Source organism: Stenotrophomonas sp. 1L-E-5-B-C3 (assembly GCF_057292075.1).
In genome coordinates this window covers 1-8,499 of the sequence record NZ_JBXAWS010000037.1, presented here as the reverse complement: position 1 = coordinate 8,499, position 8,499 = coordinate 1, and the positions used below count along the sequence as shown (strand labels likewise).

The 8,499-nt window shown below is 67.3% G+C and carries 7 protein-coding genes; 4 read left to right on the top strand and 3 right to left on the bottom strand.

The window, feature by feature from the left end:
- Nucleotides 1-213 precede the first annotated feature (213 nt).
- The 4 genes from yczE (at nt 214) to AC0Z6F_RS22410 (ending at nt 4,411) form a co-directional block, all read left to right on the top strand.
- Nucleotides 214-855: a membrane protein YczE gene (yczE, locus tag AC0Z6F_RS22425; protein ID WP_012510167.1), complete on the top strand. Its 642-nt coding sequence runs from the start codon at nt 214-216 to the stop codon at nt 853-855.
- A gap of 73 nt (nt 856-928) precedes the next feature.
- Nucleotides 929-2,959 carry an FAD-dependent oxidoreductase gene (locus tag AC0Z6F_RS22420; RefSeq protein ID WP_485618612.1) on the top strand — a complete coding sequence of 677 codons (2,031 nt, stop codon included), beginning with the start codon at nt 929-931 and terminating at the stop codon, nt 2,957-2,959.
- 297 nt (nt 2,960-3,256) lie between these two features.
- Nucleotides 3,257-3,715: a cell wall hydrolase gene (locus AC0Z6F_RS22415; RefSeq protein WP_004145661.1), complete on the top strand. Its 459-nt coding sequence runs from the start codon at nt 3,257-3,259 to the stop codon at nt 3,713-3,715.
- A gap of 84 nt (nt 3,716-3,799) precedes the next feature.
- A complete protein-coding gene (locus AC0Z6F_RS22410; RefSeq protein WP_004145642.1) occupies nt 3,800-4,411 on the top strand; it encodes a glutathione S-transferase N-terminal domain-containing protein in 612 nt (203 codons plus the stop codon).
- 78 nt (nt 4,412-4,489) lie between these two features.
- Here the strand turns inward: AC0Z6F_RS22410 and AC0Z6F_RS22405 are convergent, their stop codons facing one another.
- The 3 genes from AC0Z6F_RS22405 to prpE form a co-directional block, all read right to left on the bottom strand.
- Nucleotides 4,490-5,545: a suppressor of fused domain protein gene (locus AC0Z6F_RS22405; protein ID WP_065722663.1), complete on the bottom strand. Its 1,056-nt coding sequence runs from the start codon at nt 5,543-5,545 to the stop codon at nt 4,490-4,492.
- Between the two features lie 33 nt (nt 5,546-5,578).
- Entirely contained in the window at nt 5,579-6,094 is a 516-nt protein-coding gene (locus AC0Z6F_RS22400) for a hypothetical protein (protein WP_004145636.1), read from the bottom strand.
- A gap of 222 nt (nt 6,095-6,316) precedes the next feature.
- A complete protein-coding gene (gene prpE / locus AC0Z6F_RS22395) occupies nt 6,317-8,197 on the bottom strand; it encodes a propionate--CoA ligase (RefSeq protein ID WP_485618609.1) in 1,881 nt (626 codons plus the stop codon).
- Nucleotides 8,198-8,499 lie beyond the last annotated feature (302 nt).

Below are 8,499 nucleotides of genomic sequence, written 5' to 3'. Positions count from 1 at the left end.
GCTCATCCATCTGATTTGGGGCGTACTGAGAAGTGGCCGACCCTTTGAGCCTGACGTCGTCCTTGCCTAGGCGAGGGCGACACGGTATCTACAGAACAGCCCCACATGCAGGCTCGACGCTACCTGTGGCGGCGGATTGACCTGCATCTGTATCTATGGAAGTTGCTGATCCGGGATTACGGTGGAAACAGACTCTCCTCCCCCGAGCCTCCCATGCCCACCGCCCTGCCCCTGCGCCTGCTGCAACTGATCGTCGGCCTGTTCCTCTATGGCTTCGGTGCCTCGCTGATGATCCGTGCCGCCATCGGCGTGGCGCCGTGGGATGTGCTGTCGCAGGGCATCGCCGCGCAGACGCCGCTGTCCTTCGGCCTGGCCACCAACGTGATCGGCGCACTGGTGCTGCTGCTGTGGTGGCCATTGCGACAGAAGCCAGGCGCGGGAACCGTGCTCAACGTGATGCTGATCGGCCCGTCCGCGCAGTTCGGCCTGTGGCTGCTGCCGCCAGCAGTCGGCCTCGGCTGGCAGCTGGCGATGTTCTGCGCCGGCATGCTGCTGGTCGCGCTGGCCACCGGCCTGTACATCGGCGCCAGGCTCGGCCCGGGCCCGCGCGATGGCCTGATGACCGGACTGCACGCCCGTACGGGCTGGCCGATCTGGAAGGTGCGCAGCCTGATCGAAGGCAGCGTGCTGCTGCTGGGCTGGTGGCTGGGCGGTGATGTCGGCCTGGGCACGCTGGCCTTCGCCCTGCTGATCGGCCCGCTGTGCGGCGTGACGCTGGGCTGGTTCGGGATTGGTCGTCCCGCGGTGGGTAGCGCCCGGCCACGCCCGGCGAGCGCGCAGCGCGGCCAGGGGTAGCCGATTCGCCAGCCCTTGCCCCGGCCGCCATTTCGCGGCACGCTTCGCGCTTCCGTACGCAAGCGTATCGACCATGTCGCCAGCCAACGAAAGCGCCTATCCCCACCTGTTCGCCCCGCTGGACCTGGGCTTCACCCAGCTGCGCAACCGCGTATTGATGGGCTCGATGCACACCGGCCTGGAAGATCGCGCCCGCGACTTCCCGCGCCTGGCCGCCTACTTCGCCGAGCGCGCCGAGGGCGGTGTCGGCCTGATCGTGACCGGTGGCTTCGCCCCGAACGTGGTCGGCTGGCTGAAGCCGTTCGGCGGCAAGCTGTCCTGGCCATGGGAGGTGCGCCCGCATCGACAGCTGACCGCCGCCGCGCACCAGCACGGCGCGAAGATCTGCCTGCAGCTGCTGCATGCCGGCCGCTATGCCTACCACCCGCTGTCGGTGGCGCCGTCGAAGCTGAAGGCGCCGATCAACCCGTTCACCCCGCGCGCGCTGTCGGCCGGTGGCGTCGAACGTCATATCGCCGACTACGCACGCAGCGCGAAGCTGGCCCGCGAGGCCGGCTACGACGGCGTCGAAGTGATGGGCTCGGAGGGTTACCTCATCAACGAGTTCATCGCACCACGCACCAACAAGCGCGCTGACCAATGGGGCGGCGACGCCCGCCAGCGCATGCGCTTCGCAGTGGAGATCGTGCGCCGCATCCGCGAGGCCTGCGGTCCGGACTTCATCATCATCTACCGCCTGTCGCTGGTCGACCTGGTGGAAGACGGCAGCAACTGGGAGGAGATCGTGCAGCAGGCGCAGGCCATCGAGGCTGCCGGCGCGACCATCATCAACTCGGGCATCGGCTGGCATGAAGCGCGCATTCCGACCATCGCCACCTCGGTACCGCGCGCGGCCTTTGCCGGGGTTACCTCCAAGCTCAAGCCGCACGTCAAGGTGCCGCTGGTGGCGACCAACCGCATCAACATGCCCGACGTGGCCGAGCGCATCCTGGCCGGCGGCGGCGCCGACATGGTGTCGCTGGCGCGGCCGCTGCTGGCCGACCCGCAATGGCTGAACAAGGCCCGCGCCGGCCGTGCCGAGGCGATCAACACCTGCATCGCCTGCAACCAGGCCTGCCTGGACCATGTGTTCGAGAACAAGCTGGCCAGCTGCCTGGTCAACCCGCGTGCCGCGCACGAGACCGAGCTGGTCTACCACCCCACTGCCGCACCGAAGAAGATCGCCGTGGTCGGCGCCGGCCCGGCCGGCCTGGCCTGCGCCACCGTCGCTGCCCAGCGTGGCCACCAGGTCACCCTGTTCGATGCCAACGACGAGATCGGCGGCCAGTTCAACGTGGCCAAGCGCATCCCGGGCAAGGAAGAATTCCACGAGACCCTGCGCTACTTCCGCCACACGCTGGGCGAGACCGGCGTGCAGCTGCGCCTCGGCACCCGCGCCGATGCCGCCAATCTGGCCGGCTTCGACGAGGTGGTGCTGGCCACGGGAATCACCCCGCGCAAGGTCGACTTCCCCGGTGCCGACCACGCCAAGGTGGTGAACTACCTGGACGTGCTGCTGGGCCGTGTCGAAGTCGGCGCCAATGCAGCGATCATCGGCGCCGGCGGCATCGGCTTCGACGTCGGCGAGTTCCTCAGCCATTCGGGCGAGTCGCCGTCGCTGGACCCGCAGCGCTGGATGGCCGAATGGGGCGTAGACGCCACCTTCGAGGCCCGCGGCTCGCTGGCGCGGCCGCAGGCCGAGGCGTCGCCGCGCCGGTTGTGGCTGCTGCAGCGCAGCCCAGGCAAGCCCGGCGCGCGGTTGGGCAAGACCACCGGCTGGATCCACCGGGCCACACTGAAGGCCAAGGGCGTACGCATGCTCGGCGGCGTCGAGTACCTGGGCGTGGACGACGAAGGCCTGCGCATCCGCGTTGAAGGCAGCGAACAACTGCTGCCGGTCGATCACGTGGTGATCTGCGCCGGCCAGGAGCCGAACCGCACGCTGCAGGCCGAACTGCAGGCCGCCGGCATCAACGCGCAGCTGATCGGCGGTGCCGATGTAGCCGCCGAACTGGATGCGAAGCGGGCCATCGACCAGGGCAGCCGGATCGCCGCTGCGCTTTGATGAGCACCTGAATGGGGGGCGGAATGTGATTTCCGTCACCCCTGCCGAACCTGAATGTCAAGCCGGGCGATTCACGATGCGTTCGGCTATCCCCCCCTACCTTGCGCCATCTTTCCGCTCACCAGCCAGTTTCCGGTGAGCCGGCGCGGCCCCCTCGATCGGTACTGATCGTTCTTTTGGGGCTGCCCACGGGGCGGCCCCGATGGCCGCCTCCCCATGACGCCAAGTCGTACCCCGCCTCCTGTCGCCCCCGCGGCCGGAACCGGAGCGTGCGGCCCATACGGAGCAAGGAGTTATATGAAACTGGCCTGGATTCTCTGGCTGTCGCAGTTGTTGCCGCAGCCGGCCGCTGATTCATTGTGTTTGAGCACCACCGTGTACCTGGAAGCCCGCGACCAGACCCTGCGTGGCCAACAGGCCGTGGCCGAGGTTGCCCTGCGCCGCCTCGACAGCGGCCTGTGGGGTGACTCGATGTGCCAGGTGGTCACCGCGCGCAAGCAGTTCGCACCGACCATCGTCTCCCCCGGCACCCAGCTGGGCAACGACGCGGCCTGGAGCGAGGCGATGAACGTGGCCTTCGACGCCGAGCGCAACTGGGCGCTGCCGGCCGGCGAGCGCCGCGAGATCGTGCCCGGTGCCAGCCACTTCGCCGCGCTGGCCATCGCCAGCCCGAACTGGCGCAACGCTTACCAGGTGGCCACCATCGGCGATCACACCTTCTATAAGGTGCAGAACCTCAAGCCACGGCAGTCGTAACGATCCGTGCTGGCGGCAGCGTTGCCGCCCGCCAGCAAGCTCTGGGATAGTGGGGGTTTCCCGCCCGCATCACCTGGAGTTCCCATGAAGCTGTACAGCAAGCCCGGTGCCTGTTCCACCGCCGACCACATCGCCCTGCAGTGGACCGGCCAGCCGTTCGAGGTTGAACTGCTGAACAAGGACACCCTGAAGGGCCCGGAATTCCTCAAGATCAATCCGGCCGGTGCCGTTCCCGCACTGGTCGATGGCGACTTCGTGCTGCTGCAGAACGCCGCGATCATGGGCTACATCGCCGACAGCTTCCCGCAGGCCGGCCTTGGCGGCGACGGCAGCCCGCGCCAGCGCGCCGAAGCCACCCGCTGGCTGGCCTTCGTCAATTCCGATGTGCATCCGGCATTCTCGCCGCTGTTCGCGCCGGGCAAGTTCATTGCCGACGAAAGCCAGTTCGATGCGATCCGCGCCGCCGCACACAAGCGCCTGCGCGGCCTGTTCGAGACCGCCGACAAACAGCTGGCCGATAAGGCCTGGCTCGCCGGCTTCCGCAGCTTCGCCGATCCGTACTTCTACATCACCCTGCGCTGGGCCGCCGGCACCAAGGTCGACCTGTCCGGCCTGGACAACCTGGCCGCCTACAAGGCGCGCATGGACGCCGACGCTGGCGTGCAGGCCGCGCTGAAGGCCGAAGGCCTGGCCTGACCTGCCCCCGGGTTTGAGTCGGGGTCGGATCCGTCTGCGCAGCAGGCGGCTCTGACCCCATCAGTCCCATCGATCCGCTCAGCCGATCTGGCGGATCACCTCGCCCTTGGCATCGCGCAGGTAGGTCGGCACCACTTCGATGCGCAGCGCCGCCGCCACCGGGTAGATGCCGCGCTCGGCACGCACGCCCGCCAGGGCCTGCAGTCCCGCCTCGTCCAGTGCCCAGCGCGCGCTGTCGGCGGACACGTCGCCGGCTTCACCGCGCCCGGCCGGGATGAACTCCCACTGCCGCTCGCGGCTGACCAGTTCCAGCGATTTGCCGTGGCGCAAGCGCAATGGCAGCAGCTCGCACACACTGGCCACCTGGCCCGCGCCGAGCACCAGGGTGGTGACGCCCGCCTCCTGGCGCCAGTCCAGCGTCTCGATGAACAACATGCCGGTGCTGGAGCCTTCGCGCTCGCTGCCGGCCTGCACCTGTGCAGCCAGTACCGGATCCTCCAGCAGGTTGCCGCGATGCAGGTCGCTGATCCACAGTGGCATCGCCGGCTGCAGCACCTGCAGCACGCCGCGCGTCGACCAGCGTTTGACCGCCTCCATTTCTTCATCAGTCAACCCGACCAGCTGCAGGAACTGCAGATGACCGTTGGCGGTATCACGCGCGGGAAGCTGCGGGTCGGCGATGAAGGCGAGGTGGCACAACCGCGTGTCGGTCTCCAGCGCGATCGGGCCATTGGCATTGAGGTGGTGACCGTCCTCGAACACGTTGCCGCTGCCGAACACATAGCGCGCCAGGTTCTGCAGCAGGTTCATCGGCCACACCGGCGGCTCACTGCCTGCGCTCTCGCCGGCGCTCGCAGCCAAGCGGAACGTCAGTTCGAAGCCATAACCGCTGGTAGCGGCATCGCTGCTTTCCTTGGCGTACAGCTCGGAGAAGCCATAGGTGATGTAGTGCCAGTGCCGGACCGGCGCATCCGCCCAGTACACACTGATGCCATCCAGGGGATCCTGACCGCCCAGCGTGTAGGGCAATGCAGTGCCGTAATGGCGCGGTTCCTGGCCGGCATGCAACGGCGCAAGCGCGGCGTTGATCGCGTCCCAGCCGGGGGTATCGGTGTCGTCGTGGTCGTCCTGCACGGGAGACTCCTTGTGGGAAGTAAACCGATCACTTTACGCGGTGGCTGAGGCCTGTACGACCTCGCTGCTGCCACTCGCCAGTGCCGCCTGGGTTTCCTGCCACCAGCGCTGCGCAAGCGCCGGGCTGCGCGCCTTGCCGACGGCCGCCAGCAGCTCCGGGCACAGGCGCTCCAGTGCCAGCGCATCGGTGCAGCGTTCGATCTTCAACTGCATGAAATAGCCCTTCAGGCCCAGATGGCGGCGTACCGCCTCGCTCATCGCGTCGTACAGCTGCTGGTACAGCGCCGGATCCTGTTCGCGCCCGGTACTGATGCCACTCAGCGGTGTCACCTCTGCACTTCCGCCGATCACTTCGATCAGGCCCTGCGCTGACAATTGCTCCAGTGCATCGGGGGGTGCACGCAGGCCTTCGAACAGGCCGCGCAATTCAGTGTCATCGCGATGGCCATCGACCATCAGCAGGATCGAACGCAGTGCCGCCGGCAGGCGCCGGCCACGGTCCTCGATTTCCTGGCGGCCAGCGGCCGTCTTGGCGTGCAGCAATGCCATTGCTCCCCCTTCCCTCGATGCGCGATGCCTGCGCGCCCTGGTGGGCACGCTCCCCTGTGTGACATCCCCGGACGGCACGCGCCTTCCCCGGCGCGCGCCGCGTGTTGCAGGTCGATGACAGGCCGAGCTTAGCGCAAGTGCTGGACACAGAGGGTAGTGCCGGCCGCTGGCCGGCAATCCCATCAATCCCGAGGTTGCCGGCCAGCGGCCGGCACTACCAGATCAGCGGCCCAGCGCGCGGCGGATCTCCTCCAGCGCGCTGGGATCATCCAGCGTCGACAGGTCGCCCGGGTCACGCTGCTCGGCCAGCGCCTGCAGCGAACGCCGCAGCAGCTTGCCCGAGCGGGTCTTGGGCAACGCGTTGACCACGTGCACGTGCGCCGGGCGCGCAACCGCACCGAGCGATGCGGTCACCGTGGCCATCATCTCGGCCACCACCGGCGCCGGATCCTCGCCATCGAGCCCCTGCTTGAGGGTGACGAACACCAGCGGCACCTGCCCCTTCAGTTCATCCTTGACCCCGATCACGGCAGCCTCGGCCACGCGCGGATGGCTGGAGATGGCTTCTTCAATCTCGCGCGTACCCAGGCGGTGCCCGGCCACGTTGATCACATCATCGGTGCGGCCGAGGATGAAGGTGTAGCCATCATCGTCGCGGATCGCCCAGTCCAGCGAGCTGTACAGCAGTTCCTTGAAGTGGCTGAAGTAGCTCTGCAGGAAACGGCTGTCGTCGTTCCACACCGTGCTCATGCAGCCCGGCGGCAATGGAGGGGTCATCACCAGCACGCCCTTCTGCCCCGCTGCGACTTCCTCGCCGGTGTTCTCGTCGATCACCTTCATCCGGTAACCGAGGTTGGGGAAGCCCGGCGAACCGAACCGCACCGGCTTCATCTCCAGGCCCGGCAGCAGGGTCAGCGCCGGCCAGCCGGTTTCGGTCTGCCAGTAATTGTCGATGATCGGCTTGCCGAGCGCTTCACTGATCCAGTGCGCAGTCGGCTCGTCCAGCGGCTCGCCGGCCAGGAACAGGTACTTCAGCGCGCCCAGGTCGTGGCGATGGATGAAGTCCGCGTCGTGCTTCTTCAGCACGCGGATGGCGGTGGGCGACGAGAACATCGTGCGCACGTTGTACTGCTCGCACAGCGCCCACCAGATGCCCGGGTCCGGGTTGGTCGGCAGCCCTTCGTAGAGCAGCGAGGTGCAGCCGCCGATCAGCGGGCCGTACACGTTGTAGGAATGGCCGACCGCCCAGCCGACATCGGAGGTGGAGAACATCACCTGCCCTGGCCGGCAGTCGAACACGGTCTCCATCGACTGCGCCATCGCCACCGCATAGCCGCCGACATCGCGTTGCACGCCCTTCGGCTTGCCGGTGGTGCCGGAGGTGTACAGCAGGTAGCTCGGCTCGCTTGATTCCAGCCACTGCACCGGCACATCGGTTTCGCCGATCTGCGCACGCAGGGTGGCGTATTCCACATCGCGCCCCGCCACACGCGGCTCGGCCGGGTCCAACCCACGCGACACGATCAACACATGTGGCGGCGGATTACTGGCCTCTGCGCAGGCCGCGTCGACCATCGCCTTGTACGGAATCAGCTTGCCGCCGCGCATGCCGGCATCGGCGGCGATCAGCAGTTTGGGCTTGGCATCGTCGATGCGCAGCGCCAGGTTGTGCGCGGCGAAGCCGCCGAACACCACCGAGTGCACCGCACCGATGCGCGCGCAGGCGAGCATGGCAAATACCGCTTCGGCCATGTTCGGCATGTAGATCACCACGCGGTCACCGTGACCGACGCCCAGGTGCCTGAGCACGGCGGCGAAGTCGTTCACTTCGCGATACAGCTGGCGATAGGTGATCTCGCGGGTGCTGTTGGTTTCGGTGGAGATGGCGACCAACGCCAGCTGGTCGGCGCGCTCAGCCAGGTGGCGGTCGACCGCGTTGTAACAGAGATTGGTTTCGCCGCCGACGAACCAGCGCCGGAACGGCGGGTTGCTGTAGTCGAGCACCTGCTGCGGCGGTTTGTGCCAATGGATGCGCTTGGCTTCCTCGCCCCAGAAGGCCTCCGGCTCGTCGATCGAGCGACGGTAGGTTTCCTCGTAGTTCATGACGCAGCCCTCCCAGACAAAGTCATGGGTTCGAGGATAGTCCGGCGCTGGCGCGCGGGCCGCCCTACCTTGGTAGGGGGGTGGGTTTGTTCTGCAGGGCTTGCAGCCCTGCACCTGCAGAGGCCAAAGCCTAAGCAACAGCAGAAGCTGGTTTCCTGAGGGATGGCGGGGTGGGTCCGGTTGCGGGAGACGCCGTAAACCCATCCTTGAAGTGACCCCCGGGAATTGGACACCAGATCCAACCCCGAGGGATACATGAACAGATACGACGCGCGTTTCAAACTGCAGGTCGCCAAAGAGGC